15 protein-coding genes are annotated in these 19882 nt (G+C 66.7%); 9 read left to right on the top strand and 6 right to left on the bottom strand.

Features of this window, described 5'->3' with window-relative positions; all coding sequences use genetic code 11:
* The first annotated feature begins 20 nt into the window (after positions 1-20).
* From dut to dxs, 5 genes are all read left to right on the top strand, one after another.
* Entirely contained in the window at positions 21-512 is a 492-nt protein-coding gene (gene dut / locus D6T64_RS07850) for a dUTP diphosphatase (RefSeq protein ID WP_119973912.1), read from the top strand.
* Entirely contained in the window at positions 509-1168 is a 660-nt protein-coding gene (locus D6T64_RS07845; protein WP_119973910.1) for a DUF3710 domain-containing protein, read from the top strand. Before dut ends, D6T64_RS07845 begins: the two co-directional genes overlap by 4 nt.
* 20 nt (positions 1169-1188) lie before the next feature.
* A complete protein-coding gene (locus D6T64_RS07840) occupies positions 1189-2001 on the top strand; it encodes a DUF3159 domain-containing protein (RefSeq protein WP_119973908.1) in 813 nt (270 codons plus the stop codon).
* A 215-nt stretch (positions 2002-2216) separates the two neighbouring features.
* Positions 2217-5051, top strand: coding sequence for an aconitate hydratase AcnA (acnA, locus tag D6T64_RS07835; protein WP_119973906.1), 2835 nt, complete (start codon positions 2217-2219; stop codon positions 5049-5051).
* A gap of 130 nt (positions 5052-5181) precedes the next feature.
* A complete protein-coding gene (gene dxs, locus D6T64_RS07830) occupies positions 5182-7134 on the top strand; it encodes a 1-deoxy-D-xylulose-5-phosphate synthase (protein WP_119973904.1) in 1953 nt (650 codons plus the stop codon).
* A gap of 103 nt (positions 7135-7237) precedes the next feature.
* Here the strand turns inward: dxs and D6T64_RS07825 are convergent, their stop codons facing one another.
* The 4 genes from D6T64_RS07825 to D6T64_RS07810 all read right to left on the bottom strand — a co-directional run bounded on the left by D6T64_RS07825 (position 7238) and on the right by D6T64_RS07810 (position 12590).
* A complete protein-coding gene (locus tag D6T64_RS07825) occupies positions 7238-9349 on the bottom strand; it encodes a 3-hydroxyacyl-CoA dehydrogenase NAD-binding domain-containing protein (protein WP_233550936.1) in 2112 nt (703 codons plus the stop codon).
* Positions 9350-9417: 68 nt separating this feature from the next.
* Positions 9418-10623 carry a thiolase family protein gene (locus D6T64_RS07820; RefSeq protein WP_119973899.1) on the bottom strand — a complete coding sequence of 402 codons (1206 nt, stop codon included), beginning with the start codon at positions 10621-10623 and terminating at the stop codon, positions 9418-9420.
* Between the two features lie 79 nt (positions 10624-10702).
* Positions 10703-11923, bottom strand: coding sequence for an HRDC domain-containing protein (locus D6T64_RS07815; RefSeq protein WP_119973974.1), 1221 nt, complete (start codon positions 11921-11923; stop codon positions 10703-10705).
* Positions 11924-11999: 76 nt separating this feature from the next.
* Positions 12000-12590 (bottom strand): DUF3000 domain-containing protein, encoded by a 591-nt coding sequence (locus D6T64_RS07810; RefSeq protein WP_119973897.1) that lies wholly within the window; start codon positions 12588-12590, stop codon positions 12000-12002.
* 65 nt (positions 12591-12655) lie between these two features.
* On the opposite strand from D6T64_RS07810, the gene D6T64_RS07805 reads away from it, so the two are divergent.
* Positions 12656-14002 carry an alpha/beta hydrolase family protein gene (locus D6T64_RS07805; protein WP_119973894.1) on the top strand — a complete coding sequence of 449 codons (1347 nt, stop codon included), beginning with the start codon at positions 12656-12658 and terminating at the stop codon, positions 14000-14002.
* Between the two features lie 2 nt (positions 14003-14004).
* Here D6T64_RS07805 and D6T64_RS07800 read toward each other — a convergent pair whose 3' ends face one another.
* Both D6T64_RS07800 and D6T64_RS07795 read right to left on the bottom strand, forming a co-directional pair.
* Entirely contained in the window at positions 14005-14445 is a 441-nt protein-coding gene (locus D6T64_RS07800) for a SufE family protein (protein WP_119973892.1), read from the bottom strand.
* Between the two features lie 13 nt (positions 14446-14458).
* Positions 14459-15382: a sulfurtransferase gene (locus D6T64_RS07795; RefSeq protein WP_119973890.1), complete on the bottom strand. Its 924-nt coding sequence runs from the start codon at positions 15380-15382 to the stop codon at positions 14459-14461.
* A 212-nt stretch (positions 15383-15594) separates the two neighbouring features.
* Here D6T64_RS07795 and zapE point away from each other — a divergent pair, with 212 nt between their 5' ends.
* The 3 genes from zapE (at position 15595) to D6T64_RS07780 (ending at position 19603) form a co-directional block, all read left to right on the top strand.
* Entirely contained in the window at positions 15595-16659 is a 1065-nt protein-coding gene (zapE, locus tag D6T64_RS07790; RefSeq protein WP_119973887.1) for a cell division protein ZapE, read from the top strand.
* 234 nt (positions 16660-16893) lie between these two features.
* Positions 16894-18141 carry an ammonium transporter gene (locus tag D6T64_RS07785; protein WP_119973972.1) on the top strand — a complete coding sequence of 416 codons (1248 nt, stop codon included), beginning with the start codon at positions 16894-16896 and terminating at the stop codon, positions 18139-18141.
* 238 nt (positions 18142-18379) lie between these two features.
* Complete coding sequence (locus D6T64_RS07780; protein WP_119973885.1) at positions 18380-19603, top strand: ammonium transporter; 1224 nt, start codon at positions 18380-18382, stop codon at positions 19601-19603.
* Positions 19604-19882: the final 279 nt, after the last annotated feature.

Below are 19882 nucleotides of genomic sequence, written 5' to 3'. Positions count from 1 at the left end.
TTCTGGACTACCCTCGACACGTGGCTGAAAGCGTAGAAGTACTGATAACCGCGTCCGTCCTCCCGAACTACGCGCATCCCGGTGATGCCGGGGCCGATCTGCATTCCGCGGAAGCCCTCACCCTCGCCCCGGGAGCGCGTTCTCTCGTGGGTACCGGCGTGTCGATCGCCCTGCCCTCCGGCTTCGCGGCCTTCGTGATGCCCCGCAGCGGCCTGGCGGTCAAGCACGGCATCACGATAGTGAACTCTCCCGGAACAGTGGATGCCGGCTACCGCGGCGAAATCAAGGTCGCCCTGCTCAACACCGATCTGACCGAACCGTTTCGCATCGAGATCGGCGACCGTATCGCGCAGCTCATCGTGATGCCCGTCGCCCACGCCACTTTCATTCCGGTCGAGCATCTTCCCGGCAGTCAACGCGGTGTGGGCGGCTTCGGCTCCACCGGTACCGCACCCGCAACCCCGAACCAGGACACGCCGAACCAGGCAGTCCAGACAGGAGGCGCACTGTGAGTGACGCCGAGACCCCCACCGAGATCGACGCTCCCCTCGAGGAGTCCGTCGAGGCGCCCAACGAAAAGTCGGCCCCCGAAGACCGCGCCACCGAGGGTCCGCTCGACGAGCTCGAGGCGAACCCGGTGCGCCCCTATGTCGATCTCGGGGGAATCAAGATCCTTCCGCGCGATGGCCTGCACCTGCGCCTCGAAATCGAGGAGGGCAGCAAGCGGGTTGTCGCCATCGGCCTCGACTACGCCGGATCGACGCTGCAGGTGCAGCCCTTCGCTGCTCCCCGTTCGACCGGACTGTGGAACGAGATTCGCGATCAGATTCGTGACCAGATCGGCAAGCAGGGCGGAACGACAACCCTGCGCGAGGGCCCGTTCGGTCCCGAACTCCTCGCCGAGATCCCCGTCGCGGCCGGCCAGGGTGCCGGCGGCGTCACGCGCCTGGCCCGTTTCGTCGGTGTGGACGGTCCGCGCTGGTTCCTGCGCGGTGTCATCGCCGGTGAGGGCGCCGTGAATCCCGAGGCTGCGGCCCAGGTCGAAGACCTCTTCCGCAGCATCGTCGTCGTGCGCGGCGCCACTCCGATGCCGCCGCGCGACCTCATTCCCCTGCGCATGCCGACGTCGGCCAAGACCGCTGACGACGCCGCGCCGACAGCGGTCTAGAAACGCCGGAGACCCGCCGCATGACGACCGACGCCGATCCACGCCCGCCCGAGCACCCGTCCGACGGCCCCGAGTCGCCGTCCGAAAAGCCGTCCGAGAAGCCGCCGGCTTCTGTGCAGGGTGCGTTTGCCGAGTCGATGGCCGGTGCGGCCCGTCGCGCTGGCTTCGCTGCGGCGACCGAGGGGGAGGCCATCAGCGGCCACGCCCTGCTCGCCACGATGGGCGGCATCCGGGGACTGGTCGAGGCCGTGCTGCCCGGCCTGGTCTTCCTGGTCACCTATTCGCTGACGATCGATCCGACGACGGATGTCGCGACCGACCCGATCGGCACCCTGCTGCCCTCGCTCATCGCGCCCCTCGTGATCGGGGTGATCTTCGTCGTGCTGCGCGCGGTGACCCGGCAGACCACCACCCCGGCCATCGGCGGTCTCGTGGGCACGGCCATCAGCGTGGCCCTGGCCCTGTTCACCGGCAAGCCCTCCGACTTCTTCCTGGTGGGCCTCTGGACCAACGCCGGCTATGGGGCGGCCCTGCTGATCTCGGTTCTCGTGCGCTGGCCCCTTATTGGGGTGGCGGTCGGCTTCCTCATGGGCGATGGCGTCGCCTGGCGGCTGGATGCGTCCAAACGCCGGGTTATGAACATTCTCACGCTCTGCTGGACCGGACTGTTCCTCGGTCGGCTCGCCGTGCAGCTGCCGCTCTATCTGGCCGACAACGTCGAACTGCTCGCTACGACCAAGCTGCTCATGGGCATTCCGCTCTACGCCCCGCTGTTGGTCGTCTCCTGGCTCCTCGTGCGCTCGGTGTATCGCAAAGCGGATGCCGCGATCTAATCCCGCCGTTCTCGTCCCACCGGTCTGGCAGCTGCTGCTACAGTTATCTTGACGTCAAGATAGTTTTCTATCTTGCTGCAACAAAAAGTTGAACGTGAACGGTAGGCCCGGCATCCGCTGGTAAGGCTTACCTTGCTGGCACGAAGGTGTGTCCGGCCACAAGGATTGAGGATTGCCGCCGGTACCCCGTCGGCTCCCACAAAGGAGAGGGCATCGTGTCTGCGGTAAACAGCTTTGGAGCAAAGGACACCCTGCGCGTTGGGTCGACGGACTATGAAGTCTTTCGTCTCGACTCGGTCGCAGGTTACGAGAAACTGCCGTACAGCCTGAAGGTGCTGCTGGAGAATCTTCTCCGCACCGAGGACGGCAAGAACATCACCGCCGCGCACATCCGTGCCCTCGGCGAGTGGGTCCCCACCAGCGACCCCGACACCGAAATCCAGTTCACGCCGGCGCGCGTGATCATGCAGGACTTCACCGGCGTTCCCTGCATCGTCGACCTCGCCACCATGCGTGAGGCCCTCGTCGACCTCGGCGGCGACGCCAAGAAGATCAACCCGCTCGCGCCGACCGAAATGGTCATCGACCACTCCGTCATCGCCGACCTCTTCGGAACCCCCGACGCCTTCGAGCGCAACGTGGAGATCGAGTACGAGCGCAACGGTGAGCGCTACCAGTTCCTCCGTTGGGGCCAGACCGCATTCGACGACTTCAAGGTCGTCCCCCCGGGAACCGGAATCGTGCACCAGGTCAACATCGAGTACCTGGCCCGCGTCACGATGACGCGTGAAGTCGCCGGCAACGTGCAGGCCTACCCCGACACCTGCGTCGGCACCGACTCGCACACGACCATGGTCAACGGCCTCGGCGTGCTCGGCTGGGGCGTCGGCGGAATCGAGGCCGAGGCGGCCATGCTCGGCCAGCCCGTCTCCATGCTCATCCCCAAGGTCGTCGGCTTCAAGCTCTCCGGCGAGATCCCGGCCGGCGTCACGGCGACGGATGTCGTGCTCACCATCACGCAGATGCTGCGCGCACACGGCGTGGTCGGCAAGTTCGTCGAGTTCTACGGGGCCGGCGTCGCGTCGGTGCCGCTCGCGAACCGCGCCACCATCGGCAACATGAGCCCCGAGTTCGGCTCCACCGCCGCCATGTTCCCCGTCGACGACATCACGCTCGGCTACCTGCGCCTCACCGGCCGCAGCGAAGAGCAGGTCAACCTCGTCGAGGCGTACTCCAAGCTCCAGGGCCTCTGGCACAACCCCGACCTCGAGCCCGTCTTCAGCGAGTACCTCGAGCTCGACCTCTCCACGGTCGTCCCCTCGATCGCCGGACCGAAGCGCCCGCAGGACCGCATCATTCTCTCCGAGGCCAAGAGCCAGTTCGAACGCGACCTGGACAACTACGCCAACGCGCCCGTCTCCCTCGTGGACGCGGCAATAGAGGGTACCTTCCCGGCGTCCGACCCGATCGGCTTCACCCCGCAGGACGAGCAGACGGCGCACAACCACGCGTTCGAGAGCGGACTGGTGCGCCACACGAGCCACCCGACCGTGTCGCACCCGCAGCCGACCGACGTAGTGCTCAAGGACGGCCGTGAGTTCACGATTGACAACGGTTCGGTCGCCATCGCCGCGATCACCTCGTGCACCAACACGTCGAACCCGTCCGTCATGCTCGCCGCCGGTCTGCTCGCCCGCAACGCCAGCCTCAAGGGCCTCAAGAGCAAGCCGTGGGTCAAGACCACGCTCGCCCCCGGTTCCAAGGTCGTCACCGAGTACTACGCGAAGGCCGGCCTCAACGGCTACCTCGAAGACCTCGGCTTCTACCTCGTCGGCTACGGCTGCACGACCTGCATCGGCAACTCCGGCCCGCTCGAAGACGAAATCTCTTCGGCCGTGCAGGAGAACGACCTCGCGGTCACCGCGGTGCTCTCCGGTAACCGCAACTTCGAGGGACGCATCAACCCCGACGTGAAGATGAACTACCTCGCGAGCCCGCCGCTCGTCATCGCCTACGCCCTCGCCGGTTCGATGAACTTCAACTTCGACACCGACTCCCTCGGCCAGGACACCGAGGGCAACGATGTCTTCCTGAAGGACATCTGGCCCGACGCCGACGAGGTGCAGAAGACCATCGACGAGTCCATCGACTCGAACATGTTCGACACCCAGTACGCCGGAGTCTTCGAGGGTGATGAGCGCTGGCAGTCGCTTGAGACCCCCGTCGGCGACATCTTCGCCTGGGACGCCGAGTCGACCTACGTGCGGAAGCCCCCGTACTTCGACGGCATGACCATCGAGACCAGCCCGGTCACGAACATCGAGGGCGCCCGCGTTCTCGCCAAGCTCGGCGATTCGGTCACCACCGACCACATCAGCCCGGCCGGTTCGATCAAGGCCGACGGCCCCGCCGGCCGCTACCTCGCCGAGCACGGCATCGAGCGTGGGGATTACAACTCCTACGGCTCGCGTCGTGGTAACCACGAGGTCATGATTCGCGGAACCTTCGCGAACATCCGCCTGCGCAACCAGCTCCTCGACAACGTCGAGGGCGGCTTCACCCGCGACTTCACCGTCGCCGGTGGCCCGAAGGCCGACATCTATGATGCCGCCCAGAACTACCAGGCTGCGGGCACCCCGCTCGTCATCTTCGGTGGCAAGGAGTACGGCTCGGGTTCCAGCCGGGACTGGGCCGCCAAGGGTACGAGCCTGCTCGGCGTCAAGGCCGTCATCACCGAGAGCTTCGAGCGCATCCACCGCTCGAACCTCATCGGAATGGGCGTTGTGCCGCTGCAGTTCCCGGTCGGCCAGAACGCGGAGTCGCTGGGCCTCGATGGCACCGAGATCGTCTCGATCGCCGGCATCACGGAGCTCAATAACGGCACGACGCCGAAGACCGTGCACGTGACCGCCGTGCCGAGTGAATTCTCCGCGGCCGGCAAGGCCACGATCGAGTTCGACGCCGTCGTGCGCATCGACACCCCCGGTGAAGCGGACTACTACCGTAACGGTGGCATCCTGCAGTACGTGCTGCGCTCGCTCGTCGCGTAGTTCACAGGGTAGGAAACCTGGTTCCAAACCGCTGGCGCGTAGACTCGAAACACTCGGGTCTGCGCGCCGGCGGTGGTTAATCGGCATGACTGTGCGCTCGCGCACGACCCATAAAGCAAAGGTGGCTGGGATGACCCTTCTGGAGACGATCCACGGACCGCGAGACCTTGACGGTCTCACGCACGCGCAGCTGGTGCAGCTCGCCGGCGAGGTCCGCGACTTTCTCGTACGCGAAGTCTCCAAGACCGGCGGCCATCTCGGCCCCAACCTGGGCGTCGTCGAACTGACCATCGCCATCCACCGCGTCTTCGATTCACCGACGGACGCGATCGTGTTCGACACCGGACACCAAACGTACGTGCACAAGCTGCTCACCGGGCGTCAGGACTTCAGCAAGCTGCGCCGGTTGACCGGCCTGGCTGGCTACCCGCAGCGCCGCGAGTCGGTGCACGACATCGTCGAAAGCTCCCACGCGTCGAGCTCGCTGTCCTGGGCCGACGGCATCTCTCGCGCCTTCGAGATGACCGGTCAGCGCGACCGCCACGTCGTGGCTGTCGTGGGCGACGGGTCACTGACCGGCGGCATGACGTGGGAGGCCCTCAACAACATCAGCGACGACAACACCCGCCGCCTGATCATCGTCGTCAACGACAACGGGCGTTCCTATGCGCCGACCATCGGCGGCATGGCGCGCTTTTTGAACACAGTGCGCACCCGCCGCAGCTATCGCACCGCCTACCTGCACAGCCGCGACGTCTTCGACAAGCTCGGCGGCCCGGGCCGGGCGATGTACCGCGGCGTGCGCGGCGGCCTGCACGGCTTCCTCAGCAAGGTGACCAACAACGAGGCGCTGTATTCCAACCTCGACATCAAGTACATCGGCCCGATCGACGGCCACGACGTGGAGGCCATGCAGGAGGCCCTCAGCCAGGCTAAGAACTACGGCGCGCCCGTGATCGTGCATGCGATCACCCAGAAGGGCAAAGGCTATGAGCCGGCCGTACAGGACTCCGCAGACCAGTTCCACGCCGTGGGCCAGATCGACCCCGAGACCGGGGAGTCCATCGAACTGCCTGGCAAGCCCTCCTACACCTCCGTGTTCGCCGACGAACTGCTGCGGCTGGCAACCGATAACGAGCGCATCGTCGCGATTACGGCCGCGATGCTGATCCCCACGGGGCTGCACAAGATGGCCGAGCGTTTTCCCGACCGCGTGCACGACGTGGGCATCGCAGAGCAGCACGCCGTGACATCCGCCGCCGGGCTCGCCTTCGGCGGCCTGCACCCCGTTGTCGCGCTCTACGCGACGTTCATCAACCGGGCCTTCGATCAGGTGCTCATGGATGTCGCCCTGCACCGGGCCGGCGTCACGTTCGTGCTCGACCGGTCGGGCGTCACCGGGCCCGACGGCCCCAGCCACCACGGCATGTGGGACCTCGCGATGCTGCAGATCGTCCCGAACATCCGCCTCGCCGCGCCGCGCGACTCGGCACGGTTGCGGGAGGAACTCGCGGAGGCCGTGCTCGTCGATGACGCGCCGACCGTGCTGCGGTTCCCGAAGGGCAGCACCGGCACCGAGTACGACGCCGTGCGTCGCCTGCCCGACGGCGTCGACGTGCTGCTCGAGTCTTCGGAGCAGGATGTGTTGATCGTCACGGTCGGCCCGATGGCCGGCATGGGCCTCGAGATCGCCGAGCGGCTCGCTGCGCAGGGCATTGGCGCCACCGTCATCGACCCGCGCTGGGTGGTGCCGGTACCGAAGTCGGTCATCGAGCTCGCCGCGCAGCACCGCATCCTGGTCAGCCTCGAAGACGGAATCCGGGTCGGCGGAATCGGCACCCGCATCCGCCAGGACCTCCGCGACGCGGGCGTCGATACCGCCGTCACCGAGCTCGGGCTGCCCGACCAGTTCCTCGACCACGGCACCCGAGCCGAGATCCTCGAACGTGTCGGCCTCACCCCGCAGGCCATCGCCCGCGACGTAGTCGCCATGGTGCTCGGCTCGAAAATCCCCAACGCCAAGCCGTTGCCGGCGAACCGCGCCGACACCGGCTCGATCACGATCACCCGCCGCGACACCTAAAGCTCCTCCCGGTTACGCGAGTGAGCACTTTATGCACCTCCCGCACGTGGGAAGTGCATAAAGTGCTCACTCGCGAGACCCCGCGGGGCGCTGGAGCCGGTTCTTAGGTCAGCTGGGCGACGGATGCCACCCCGCGGATCGCGGGGGAGTGGAACGTTGCCGAGAACACGCGTTCGCTGGCCCCGACCCGGTCGAGGTAGGGGGTGATGCCACCCATCTGGAACGGCCAGCCGGCTCCGAGGATCATGCACAGGTCGATGTCTTCGGCGGCGTGCACCACGTCGTCGTCGAGCATCCGCTTGATTTCGTCGGCGAGGCCGTCCTCGATGCGAGCCAGGATTTCGGCCCCGGTCATCGGCGTGGTGCCGCCGGCGACGATCGCCACGGCCTTCTTGTCGAAGCCGGTGACCCGGCCCTTGGCGTCGCGGGACAGGATCGCGCCGTGCTCGGCGAGGCGGTGCAGGTTTGTGCTCTCGAAGAACCGGTCGGGGAACGCCCCGTGGTGGGTGTCGAGCACGTGAGCGCCGACCGTGAGACCGACCAGCTCGAGCAGCTCGAACGGGGTCATCGGCAGGCCGAACGGTGCCAGCGCGCCGTTGACGACCTCGAACGGGGTGCCGGTGTCTACAGCGTGCATGGCTTCACCGAGCAGCTTGGCCAGTAGACGGTTCACCACGAAGCCGGGGGTGTCCCGGGTGATGACCGCGTTCTTGCGCAGCTTGCCGGCGACAACCATTGCGGTCGACAGAGTGACCTCGTTGGTTGACGGCGTGTTGACGACTTCGATCAGCGGCATCACGGCGACCGGGTTGAAGAAGTGGAAGCCCACCAGTCGCTCGGGATGCGTGAGGTTGGCCCCGATCTGCTCGACCGAGAGCGACGATGTGTTCGTCGCGAGGATCGTTTCGGGCGAGACGTACTGCTCGATCTCGGCGAAGACGGCCTGCTTGACCCCGAGCTCTTCGAACACGGCCTCGATGACCCAGTCCGCGTCGGCGAAGTCGGCCTTGTCGGTGGTGCCGGTGACGAGTGCGCGCAGCCGGTTGGCTTCATCCGCTGAAATGCGCTTCTTGCTTTCGAGGGTCGCGATCTCATTGTGGATGTACGCGACACCCTTGTCGACCCGGGCCTGGTCGAGGTCGGTGATGACCACCGGCACCCGCAGGCGGCGCACGAAGAGCAGCGCGAACTGGCTCGCCATGAGCCCGGCGCCGATCACGCCGACCTTGCCGATCGGGCGGGCGAGCACCTTGTCGGGCGTTCCGGCCGGGCGTTTGGCCCGCTTCTGCACGAGGTTGAAGGCGTAGATGCTCGCCTGCAACTGGTCACCCGAGATGAGGTCGGCGAGGGCGTCGTCTTCGCGGGCGAAGCCTTCGGCGGCGGTGCCGCTCTTGGCGGCCTGCAGCAGGTCGAGGGCCACGTAGGGCGAGCGGGCGACGGTGCCGATGCGGTTCGTGAGCATCTTGCGGGCGATGCCGACTGCGGCGTCCCACTTGACCAGGCGCTCGATCTTGCCGGGAACGTTGGGTCGGGACACCTGCACGGTGCCAGCGATGACCCCATCGGCCCAGGCGATCGACTGCTCCAGGAATCGGGCGGAGGGGAACAGCACGTCCGCGATGCCGAGCTCGAGGGCATCCGCTGCCTTGAGGGTTCGGTTGTTCTTGAGCGGGTTCTCGATGACAACCTTGAGGGCGTTCTCGATCCCGATCAGGTTCGGCAGCAGGTAGGAGCCGCCCCAGCCGGGGATCAGGCCGAGGAAGACCTCGGGAAGGGCGATCGCGGGCACGTTGGCGTCTACCGTGCGGTAGTCGGCGTTGAGGGCGATCTCGAGGCCGCCGCCCAGGGCGAGCCCGTTGATGAACACGAACGACGGCACCCCGAGGGTGGCTTCCTTCGCGAAGGCGAAGTGGCCGAGTTGGGTGAGCAGCTTGCCGACCTCGCGCGAGGGAATCTCGGCGACCTTGCTCAGGTCGGCGCCGGCCGCGAGGATGAATGGCTTGCCGGTGATCGCGACACCGTGGATCTCGCCGCGATCTGCGCGCAGCTTCAGGGCGTCGAGGGCGCCCGCGAACTCAAGCAGCGTGACCGGGCCGAGGGTGTTGGGCCGGGTGTGGTCGCGCCCGTTGTCGAGGGTGACGAGGGCGAGGGTGCGCCCGCCGCTGATCGGGATGTCCCGCACGAAGGAGTGCGTGACGACCTCGTCGGCGGACATTTCCACGAGCGGGGAGAAGTCGAGGGAGGCGTAGTCGGTCGGGCCGGTGGTCGTGGTGGTCGTGTCGGTCATCGCTTCACAGCCTTCTTGTTGAAGTTCGGGTTTTCCCAGATGACGGTGCCGCCCTGGCCGAGGCCGATGCACATGGCGGTCAGGCCGTAGCGCACCTCGGGGTGCGCGGCGAACTGGTGGGCGAGCTGCGTCATCAGGCGCACGCCCGATGAGGCGAGCGGATGCCCGATGGCGATCGCTCCGCCGTACTCGTTGACGCGGGAGTCCTCGTCGTCGATGCCGAAGTGGTCAAGAAAGGAGATGACCTGCACGGCGAAGGCCTCGTTGAGTTCGAACAGGCCGATGTCGGTGATGCTGAGGCCGGCCTTGCGCAGTGCTTTTTCCGTCGAGGGCACCGGGCCGAGGCCCATGACCTCCGGTTCGACGCCGGCGAAGGCGAAGCTGACCATCTTCATCTTGACGCTCAGCCCGAGTTCCTTCGCGGCGTCGCCACTCGCGAGCAGGCAGGCGGATGCGCCGTCGTTCAGGCCGGACGCGTTGCCGGCGGTGATCCGCCCGTACGGGCGGAACGGGGTGCGCAGGGCCGCGAGGCCCTCCATGGTGGTCTCGGGGCGAGGTGCCTCATCGCGGGTCGCGAGCCCCCAGCCCGCGGCGCTGCGGGTGGCGACGGGAATCAGGTCGGGCTGGATCTGACCGGCCTCGTAGGCGGCGGCGACCTTCTGCTGGCTGCGCAGGGCAAAGCGGTCGGAACGTTCCTTCGTGTACGACGGGAACCGGTCGTGAATGCGCTCGGCGGTCGCGCCCATCACGAGGGCGTCTTCGCTCACGAGGCGTTCGGAGAGGAACCGCGGGTTCGGGTCGGCGCCGAAACCCATCGGGTGGCGTCCCATGTGCTCGACGCCGCCGGCGATGGCGACGTCGTAGGCGCCGAAACCGATCGCGGAGCCCATCATGGTCACCGCGGTCATGGCGCCGGCGCACATCCGGTCGATGGCGAAGCCGGGAACCGACTTCGGCAGGCCCGCCAGCAGCGCTGCCGTGCGGCCGAGGGTCAGCCCCTGGTCGCCGGTCTGGGTGGTCGCGGCGATCGCGACATCGTCCACGCGGTCACCGGGCAGGGTCGGGTTGCGTTCCAGCAACCCGATCATGGCCTTCACCACGAGGTCGTCGGCGCGGGTTCCCCAGTACATTCCCTTTTCGCCAGCGCGTCCGAACGGGGTGCGAACCCCGTCTACAAATACGACTTCTGCTCTTTCGGCCACAATGCCTCCATCAAATCAGTTCGGGTCAGGGCCGATCCTAGGGGCGCAACATTTGTGAACGAGAATCGTTTGCCGCTTCCTACGACTCCGCTTCGGGCTCCGGCTCGTCGATTTGGTGATCTTCTACAAAAGCTTCGGCAATTACTTGTGCAGTCGCATCAATTTGCCAGGGGCGGGCGCCGAGCTCGGCGAGGGCCACGGCGATGGATGCCGCATCAGTCGGCTCCGGGGGAGTCCACGCGACGCGACGCAGATAGTCGGGCGTGAGCAGGTTCTCGAGGGGAATCGACAGGGCTTCACCGACCTCCGCGAGGGCCAGGCGGGCGAAACGGTAGCGCACGTCCGCTTCGGGGTTGCGTTCGCTCCAGGCGCGCGGCGGCGGCAGCGTGTCACCGGCGGGCTTGAGCTGCGGCAACTCGGTCGTGGCCTGGGCGGCCTGGATGGCCGCCCACCAGCGGTCGAGCTGGCTGCGGCTGGCGCGCCCGGTGAATTCGCGCAGGTTCGAGAGCGCCTGCCGGGTGGCGGGGTTGAGCTTGGCGGCTGCGATGATCGCGGCGTCGGGAATGAGACGACCGGGGGATACGTCGACGTCGCGGGCGTGGTCGTCGCGGGCGATCCAGAGTTCCCGGGCCACGGCAAGGTTGCGCACGCCGCGCAGCCCGTGCACGCCGCTCAGTCGGCGCCACGGTTCGGCCCGGGCCGGCTTGGCTTCCTTGGCCAGCACCGCCTGGAACTCCTGCTCGGCGATCCCGGTCTTGCGGGCTTCGACGAACATTTCCACCATGCGGTCGTACAGGTCGGGCAAGAGTTCCACGTCGAGGGCCGCGTAGACGAGCCACGGTTCCGGCAGCGGCCGGGTCGACCAGTTCGCTGCCGAGTGCTCCTTCTTCAAGTGGATGCTCAGCAGCTCTTCGACGACGGTGCCGAGGCCCACCCGGGGCAGCCCGAGCAGCCGGGCACCGAGCTCGGTGTCGAAGATGCGCTGCGGGTCGATGCCGACCTCGCGCAGGCAGGCCAAGTCCTGGCTCGCCGCGTGCAGAATCCAGACCTCGCCGGCGAGGGCATCGTTGAGTTCGGAGAAATCGCCGATCGGCGGCGGATCGAACAGAAAGGTGCCGGCGTCGCGGCGATAGATCTGGATCAGGTAGGCCCGTTGTGAATACGTGAAACCGGATGCTCGTTCCGCGTCGATCCCGATCGGACCGGTGCCCGCAGCGAGCAGTGTCGTCGCTGCGAGGTACCCTTCCCGGGTATCGATGACCCGGTGCTTACCGAGGTCGATCGTGTGGCCCTCGGTGATGGTACGGGGCTGGGGGTTCGATGGAACGGGGGGTGTGGCTGTGGTGCCGCGCGGGTCCTCGATCTGGGCGTCCCGACTATCCACGTGCTGCTCGGCGTGCTGACAACATACTGATTCCTTCCCCCGCGGGGGGTAGCCCAGCGAGCATGCAGAGCAGCTCGCCCCAGCCTTCGACATGAGCGGTGAGGTTGTGGTCGAGCGGCGTCCAGGAGGCACGCAACTCGATCTGGGCTCCATCGCCCTGCCGAGCCAATTCACCAAAGCCCGACGATAAAATCTTAGTCGCGGTACCGGATGCCGCAATATACCGGGCTCCGCGGGCGTCGAGGGCGTCGACCAGCCAGGTCCAGGTGACCTCGGCCAGGAACGGATCCAGACCGATTTCGGTCTCCAGCGGCGCTTGCGCAAAGCAGACGACCCGAAAGGCCCCGCCCCAGGCATCCGGTTCCTCGGGGTCATACAGCAGCACGAAGCGGCCCGTTCCGAGGTCGGAATCACTGCCGTGGCGCACCGGTGTGATGTCCGCCGAGAAGGCGACGGCGTAGGGTGCGAGTCGGCTGGGGGCCGGGATTTCGGTGACGACCAGTTCCGGGCGACGCAGTGCGCTGCGGAGCGCTCGAAGCGCGGCCGCGAATTCCGGGGGGAGCGATTCCTCTGTTTCAGGCACGTCTGCAGACTAGAGTTTTTTTTGAGCCCTGCCGTGAGGCACGCCGTCGAGGGCGGAGGTTACGTGTGGCTAATGTTCAGCAAAGTGGAGTAGCGCAGGCCGGCGGGCAGGCGAGAGAGCAGGCGAGGGAGTCTGTCCAGGCGGGCGCGACCGGCCTCGCTGCCGTCGCGGTCGCCGGCATCGTGCTCGCGGCGGTGGGCGTCGTGGTCATGGCGACTGCGACCGTGTTGACGGCGATCATGGCCCGCACGATTGTCACTCCGCCCCGCAGACGCGCCGACGACACTCGGGTGCTCGACGTCGACCAGGACATCGGCAGCGTCTCGCTGCAGGCTACGCCGGACTCCGTCCTGCCAGGCGAGTACAGCCTGTTCTTCGACGCCAATGCGGGGCACGCCCGCCTCGGCGACGTGCTCGGGGTCGCCCCCGGGTCGGTGACCCGCACTCTGCTGGGCGTTTATCACGGCAATCTGGCCACGGCCCGCACCGGCCGCCTGAGCGGATGGCTCTATCGAACTCCCGCAGACCTGGGTCTCTCCTACGAGAACGTGCTGATTCCGACGAGTGCGGGGGACGCACCCGCCTGGCTCGTGCCCGCCGCGTCCGGGACCGGGGCATCCGGCTCGTGCTGGGTGATCCAGGTACACGGGCGGGGCGTGACCCGCGAAGAGGGACTGCGAGCCGTTCCGGTCTTTCGCGAGGCGGACTTCACGTCCCTGCTCATCTCCTACCGAAACGACGGAGAGGCGCCGAAAAGCGGCGACGGTCGCTATGGGCTGGGCGATACGGAATGGCTCGACGTGGAGTCGGCCATCGAGTTCGCGCTGCGTCTTGGTGCGAGTGAGGTGGTGCTGATGGGGTGGTCGATGGGCGGTGCGATCGTGCTGCAGACGGCCACCCGCACTCGGCATCGCGACCGCATCCGTGGACTCGTGCTCGACTCCCCGGTCATCGACTGGGCCGACGTCGTCGCGCACCAGAGCACCCTGAATCGACTTCCGGTGGCCATTGCCCGCGGGGCGATGCACGTGATGGGGCGAAAATGGGGCGGCCTGTTCACCGGCCAGGCGGCGCCGATCGACTTCATGCGGCTGGACTTTGTGGCTCGCGCCGACGAACTCCTGCTGCCGATCCTGCTGCTGCACAGTGATGACGACGGATTCGTGCCCGTCACCGGCTCGCGCAAGCTGGCCCTTCGTCGCCCCGACATCGTCACGTTCGTTCCGTTCACGGTTGCGAGGCACACGAAGCTCTTCAACTACGATCCCGACGGCTGGACCGGCGCGATCCGGGACTGGCTCGCCACCCCCCATCCGCTGCCGGCCGCAGTGGTGACACCGGGATCAGCCGTGCCCAGCGCCACCGACGGGTCGATGTCACCGGGCACGGGTGGCGACGTTCAGCAAGCCTGACGCTAGTGCGGGGCGCGCTCGCGCAACTGGCGCTTGGTGCGGGCGAGCATCGCGGACATGCCGCGCAGCCGCAGCGGCGAGACCGCCCGTCGCAGTCCGATCGAGTCGGGAAAGTCGTCGGGCACGTCGAGCGCCTGCTCGACCGTCAGGCCGTCCAGGCCCTGCGCGATGATCGACACGAAGCCCCGGGTCGTCGGGGATTCCCGCGGGGCCGTGGCGAAGATATGCACGGAGCGGTCTTCCTCCACCTCGACGAAGATGTAGACGGGGGTCTGGCACTCTTCGACCCGCTCGAAGAGATCGGTGTGATCCCGGTAGCGTTCGGGCAGTTCGGGCAGCTCGTTCGAGAACTCGAGCAGCAGCATGAGGCGATCCCGCTCTTCGAGGGCGAGAAAATCATCCCGAATCGCGGCGAGCTGGGTGGGCAGTACTTCCGTGGTCATGAGGCTGTTCCGGTTATCGGGCGAGCACGCCGGCACCGACCGGTGCGGGGGCGATTCCGGCATCGGCGCCGAGTACGATCGGGACACGCACGGCGTTGCCCCACTCGGTCCAGGAGCCGTCGTAGTTGCGCACGCCCTCGAAGCCGAGGAGGTGGGTCAGCACGAACCAGGTGTGGCTCGAGCGCTCGCCGATCCGGCAGTAGGCGATGACGCTGTCGCCCTCGGTGAGGCCGGCCTCGCCCTTGTAGATGGCGTCGAGTTCGTCGCGGGTCTTGAACGAGGCATCGGGCGCGGCTGCACGGGCCCACGGCACGGACGCGGCGGAGGGAATGTGGCCGCCGCGCAGGGCGCCTTCTTCGGGGTAGGCGGGCATCGTGGTGCGGGCGCCGGTGTACTCCTCGGGCGAGCGCACGTCGATCAGGGGGTTGCCGAAGTGTGCGAGCACGTCGTCCTTGAACGCGCGAATCGGCTCATCGTTGCGCTCCACTTCGGGGTACACGGCGGGGGTGACGACCGTCGCATCCGTCGTCACGGCGCGGCCCTCGGCGATCCACTTGTCGCGGCCGCCGTCGAGCAGGCGCACGTCGGTGTGACCGAACAGGGTGAAGACCCAGAGCGCGTAGGCCGCCCACCAGTTGGTCTTGTCGCCGTAGATGACCACGGTCGTGTCGCGGGCGATGCCCTTGGAGCCGAGCACGGCGGCGAAGGCGGCGCTGCCGACGAAGTCGCGGCTGACCGGATCGTTGAGGTCGGTGTGCCAGTCGATCTTGACCGAGCCGGGAATGTGGCCGGTTTCGTACAGGAGCACGTCTTCATCGGATTCGACGACGACGAGGCCTGCGGTGCCGAGGTGGGCCTGGAGCCACTCGGTCGAGACCAGACGCTCGGGGTGCGCATAGGCGGTGAATTTGGTTGCCGGATCGAGTTCGATGGTCAAGATAACCTCCAGGTTGGGACGGAGCCAGGTGGTGCGGTGCCAGATGGTGCCGCACGGCGCGGATGGCCGGTGCGGGGCCGGCTGCCAGCGGATTAGGCTTGGACACCTGACATTCCTTAAGGCTACGCGGAATGGCTGGTGGTCGCCGTCTGCGTGGTCACCGTTCGACACAGAAGCCGAGAATTCGCACACACAAAAGACGGGTTGTTTCAATGACTGCAGCTGCCGCGCAGAAGGCCAAGCGCCAGGTTCCGAGGCTCACCGAACGTTCGCCCACCATCACGGGCGCCGAGATCGTGGCCGAGCTCGTTCCACCGCCGCAGTTCGAGCACGCCTCCTTCGAGTCCTACCGCCCCGACCTGGCCTACCCCTCGCAGATGGGCGCGGTCGAAAAGCTTCAGGCTTTCGCCGGCGCCGGCCAGGGCCAGCGCACCGGCGGGTTCTTCTCCCGCAGCCGCAAGGTGAAGGCCGAGCTTCCCGGCATCTACCTCGACGGTGGCTTCGGCGTGGGCAAGACCCACCTGCTCGCCGCTCTTTGGCACTCTTCGCCGGGTCCGAAGTACTTCGGAACGTTCATCGAGTACACCGCCCTCGTCGGGGCGCTCGGCTACCAGGAGACCATCACCCAGCTGCGCAGCGCGAAGCTCATCTGCATCGACGAGTTCGAGCTCGACGATCCGGGGGACACCATGGTCATGACCCGGTTGCTCGGTGAACTGGTCAAGACCGGAACCCGCGTCGCGGCCACCTCCAACACGCCCCCGAACTCCCTCGGCGAGGGCCGATTCGCCGCCCAGGACTTCCTGCGCGAGATTCGCGCCATGTCCGACAACTTCGAGACCCTCCGCATCGACGGCCTCGATTACCGACGTCGCAAGGCCGAGGGCCACGCCGTAGCCGTGGACCCCGAAACCCTCGACCACATGGTCTCCGCCTTGGAACAGCGCGGTTCCGCCGTCACCCGAGACGATTTTGGCGCCCTCATGACCCACCTGGCCACGGTGCATCCGTCGAAGTACGTCAAGGTGATCAACGGGGTGAGCGTCATCGCCCTCAGCAACGTGTTCCTGCTGACCGATCAGACGGATGCCCTGCGCCTGGTGGCCTTCATCGACCGCGTCTACGACGCGGAGATCCCCATCATTGCCAGCGGTCGCCCCCTCAGCGAGGTCTTCGACACCGAGATGCTCGCCGGCGGCTACCGCAAGAAATATCTGAGGTCCCTGTCGCGCATCGTCGCCCTCACGACCGGAGAGCTGCCGCCGCACGCCGAGTGAGGCTCGCGTTTGTGCCAGCACTGAAACCGACTTTCAGACACTCGTAACACAGCCTTAACACAGCTTTCCCCCGGCAGAAACCTGCCGGGGGAAAGCTGGGCGCATTCGAGCCGTTCGCGTCTGCGAGCGGCCGGTGCGGTCTCGGAAGGGTGGCTGGTCATGGGCACATTTCAAGAGGTAATTTCGGCTGACGCGATCACCGATGTGAACACGAATCTCAGCTCGCTGTGGCTGATGATCGCTGCCGCACTCGTGCTCGTGATGACACCCGGGGTCGCCTTCTTCTACGGCGGAATGGTCAAGGCCAAGAGCGTCATCAGCATGATGATGATGAGCTTCGGGGCCATGGGGCTGATCGGCGTGTTGTGGGTGCTGTACGGGTATTCTCTGTCCTTCGGATCGGGTGACGACTGGCTCATTCCCCACGTGTTGCTGAACCCGTTCCACAACCTCGGGCTGGTCAATTTTCTCGGCATCGACGGCTCCGGCTTCATGGCCACCTCCGACGTCGCCAACACCAATGCCCTCGCCTTCGCGGGGTTCCAGGCCACCTTTGCGATCATCACCGTCGCACTGATCTCCGGGGCGATCGCCGACCGGGCCAAGTTCGGGCCGTGGCTGGTCTTCGCCGGCGTTTGGGCCACCCTGGTCTACTTTCCGGTCGCCAGCTGGGTCTTCAACTTCACCGTCGGCAGCGACGGCGCCATGACCGATGGTGGCTGGAGCGTCTACCTGCTCGGGGTGAATGACTTCGCCGGCGGCACAGCGGTGCACATCAACGCGGGGGCGGCCGGCCTCGCGCTGGCCCTCGTGCTCGGCAAGCGGGTCGGATTCAAGAAAGGGTTGTCGAAGCCGCACAACGTGCCGTTGACCCTGCTCGGCGCCGCGCTGCTGTGGTTCGGCTGGTTCGGATTCAACGCCGGATCCGCGGCCGCCGTGACCACGACATCCGCTATCGCCTGGGTGAACACCCTCGCGGCGCCGGCCGCCGGCATTCTGGGCTGGCTGATCATCGAGCGCATTCGAGACGGCAAGCCCACCTCGATCGGTGCGGCATCGGGAGCCGTCGCGGGGCTCGTCGCGATCACCCCGGCCTGCAACATCCTGACCCCCGGCTGGGCGATCGTTTTGGGCATCCTCACCGGCGCGGTCTGCGCCCTCGCCGTGAACCTGAAGTTCCGGCTCGGCTTCGACGATTCGCTCGACGTCGTCGGCATCCACCTCGTCGGCGGGCTGATCGGAACCCTCTACATCGGTATCTTCGGCACCGGAATCGGACTCATCGACAGCGGTCGGTTCAACCAGCTCGGCGCGCAGGCTATCGGTGCTTTCGCCGTGATGATCTATTCCTTCGTGCTGGCCTATGCCATCGGCTGGGTGATCGAGAAGACGATGGGCTTCCGGGTGCGCAATGAAGACGAAATCGCCGGTGTGGACACCGTTGTGCACGGTGAAGAGGGTTACACGCTCGTCTCCGACTAGCATTCTGCACGGGTTGCGTACCGGTTGTGTGCGGATGTCGTGGGTCGATTGTGATCCTGATCGGGCGGTTCTCTACCCCTGAAAAATCCGTAACACGCAGGAAACACTGCGGTGCACTTGCCGAAACGTCCTCGCACAATACTGGTGCTCACACAGGCCCGGAGTACACGGGCATGGCACAGACAGGCATGGCACACACAGGCACCGCACACAGTGCATACGAGCGTGAGGACAATCAATGGATACCGGAAGCATCGCATGGGGGCTGACAGCCACCGCACTGGTGTTGTTCATGACACCGGGTGTCGCCTTCTTCTACGGCGGACTCGTCAAGGCGAAGAGCGTCATCAGCATGATGATGATGAGCTTCGGCGCACTCGGCCTCATCAGCGTGCTCTGGATCCTCTACGGCTTCAACATGAGCGCCGTCGAGTCCGCCGGCCAGTTCGCAGGCAACCCGTTTGGCGACTTCGGCCTGGGTACCCTGGCATCCGGCGAGACGGCTAACACCGACCTGATCGGTGCCGCCTACGGCGCCACCTTCGCCATCATCACCGTCGCCCTGATCAGTGGAGCCGTCGCGGATCGCGCGAAGTTCGGTTCCTGGATGATCTTCGCCGGTGTCTGGGCGACGCTCGTCTACTTCCCGGTCGCGGCCTGGGTGTGGGGCGGCGGCTGGATCCTCAACCTCGGCGAGACCCTCGGCCTCCCGGGCGTCATCGACTACGCCGGCGGTACCGCGGTGCACATCAACGCCGGAGCCGCCGCTCTCGCACTGGCACTGGTGCTCGGAAAGCGCGTCGGCTTCCAGAAGGGCATCACCAAGCCGCACAACGTTCCCCTCGTGCTCATCGGTGCCGCCATCCTCTGGTTCGGCTGGTTCGGCTTCAACGCCGGCGCCGAGTGGATCAACGGCCTCGCCAACGTCGGCCTCATCGTCATCAACACCCTCGGCGCGACCGCGGCCGCCATCATCGGCTGGATGATCGTCGAGAAGTTCAAGGACGGCAAGGCCACCTCGATCGGTGCCGCCTCCGGTGCCGTCGCCGGCCTCGTCGCCATCACCCCGGCCTGCGCCAACCTGACGCCCGGCTGGGCCCTCGTTCTCGGAATCGTCGCCGGCGCCGTCTGCGCCATGGCCATCGAGCTCAAGTTCAAGCTCGGCTTCGACGACTCGCTCGACGTCGTCGGCATCCACCTCGTCGGTGGCGTGCTCGGCACCCTGTACCTCGGCTTCTTCGCCACCGGCACCGGCCTCTTCACCGGCGGCGGCGACCTCGGCCAGCTCGCCGTGCAGGCCATCGCGGCCTTCGGAGTGCTCATCTACTCCTTCATCGTCGCCTACCTGCTCGGCATGGCGATCGAGAAGACCATCGGCTTCCGCGTCAAGAACGAAGACGAAGTTGCCGGCATCGACACCTTCGTGCACGGCGAAGAGGGCTACGCCCTCGACCGCGTCTAACGCGCTGTAGCAAGACCACGAAGGGCATCCGCCAGATGGCGGGTGCCCTTCTCCGTGCGTGCTGGGTGTGTTCTGCCCGCCGCTGGTCCCGCGCGAGTCTCGGCGCGAGTTCGCCGCAGCCGCGTGGGTACAGCGCACAGGCGCAGGTACAGCGCAACGGCGGAGGTGCAGCGCAACGTCGGAGGTGCAGCGCAACGGCGCAGGTACAGCGCAACTGCGGACAGACCGCGTTGGTGGCGATTCTGTCGGGCTGTTCAGAGCCGCGCGGGAGTAACGCCG

Origin of the sequence: Cryobacterium melibiosiphilum, assembly GCF_003602235.1 — a bacterium.
Taxonomy (GTDB): domain Bacteria; phylum Actinomycetota; class Actinomycetes; order Actinomycetales; family Microbacteriaceae; genus Cryobacterium; species Cryobacterium melibiosiphilum.
The sequence above is the reverse complement of the archived record's forward strand: the minus strand, read 5'-3'. Positions and strand labels throughout refer to the sequence as shown.